The sequence below is a fragment of the Methanosarcina baikalica genome (assembly GCF_031461075.1).
GTDB classification, from domain to species: domain Archaea; phylum Halobacteriota; class Methanosarcinia; order Methanosarcinales; family Methanosarcinaceae; genus Methanosarcina; species Methanosarcina baikalica.
In genome coordinates this window covers 1-1000 of record NZ_JAVKPK010000157.1, presented here as the reverse complement: position 1 = coordinate 1000, position 1000 = coordinate 1, and the positions used below count along the sequence as shown (strand labels likewise).

Sequence of the window (1000 nt, the reverse complement as noted above, 5' to 3'; positions counted from 1 at the left end):
TAAAGAACAACTTACAAGAAAAGCGATTGAAATATTACATTCCAATGGATTAAAAGTTTCAATACTTACAAAAGGTGGGAAAAGATCTGAAAGAGATTTAGACTTGTTAGCTGCAAACCCAGAACTTAGTGAATATGGCGTGACACTTGTATTCACTGATGAAAAACTTAGATCTAAAATAGAGCCAAATGCTGCGCCTACGTCAGAAAGAATTGAATCTTTAAAAAAAGCACATGAATTAGGGATCAATACATTTGTATCACTTGAACCTGTGTGGTTTGCAGAACAATCTCTAGAATTAATTGACTTAACTCACGATTTTGTAGATCTATATAAAGTGGGAAAATTGAATTATAATAACCAGCAGAAGAATGTAGACTGGGAAATGTTTCGAGAGGAAGCCATAAAAAAGCTGAAAAGTTATAATAAAAAATATTATATAAAAAGAGATTTGGAAATTTATTAAATTATATAAATGTTATAATAGTTCCATCTGGAAAAGTTCCCCTTTTTCTTTTGCTTTCAATTCTGATTTCAGGAGGATTTGCATATTCCATTGGTTTCAATATCTCAGTTTTTATCTTTGAATCCAAATATGCAGTTTCAGTAACAATAAACTCTTTAATTTTATCAATCGTAACTGTTTTCCCCTTAAATTTATTGACAAGTAACTTTTTCAAGTCATTATAATCTGGTTTTAGCTCAAACAAAACAGTTTGAAAAGGATCGGTTCTATCCGAGAAAGTAAAAGTTCCTTGTCCATCTACTTTCCACATCGATTCTTTCATTTTCCTAAGACCTTGAATACTATTTGTGCCAAAAACAAGACGATATATAGTTTGATTTGATCCATTTATCATATCGAATGAACGAACATATTTAGCAACCAAATTCAAACGGTCCTGATATAATTTAACAATTTCTTCTTCACCATTATTCTCTGAATTTTCGAGAAGTTCATGTCTCCAATGTTTAGTCCCGAAAAGCTCATCAATGTGAT

General features: G+C 30.9%; 2 protein-coding genes. One reads left to right on the top strand and one right to left on the bottom strand.

Annotated elements, in window-relative coordinates; translation table 11 throughout:
• A partial coding sequence (locus tag RG963_RS16510) for a radical SAM protein (protein ID WP_310577362.1) occupies positions 1-466 on the top strand: 466 nt, incomplete at its 5' end.
• A gap of 1 nt (position 467) precedes the next feature.
• On the opposite strand, the gene RG963_RS16505 is transcribed toward RG963_RS16510, so the two are convergent.
• Positions 468-1000, bottom strand: a 533-nt coding sequence (locus RG963_RS16505; protein ID WP_310577361.1) for a class I SAM-dependent methyltransferase, incomplete at its 5' end; no start/stop codon positions are given.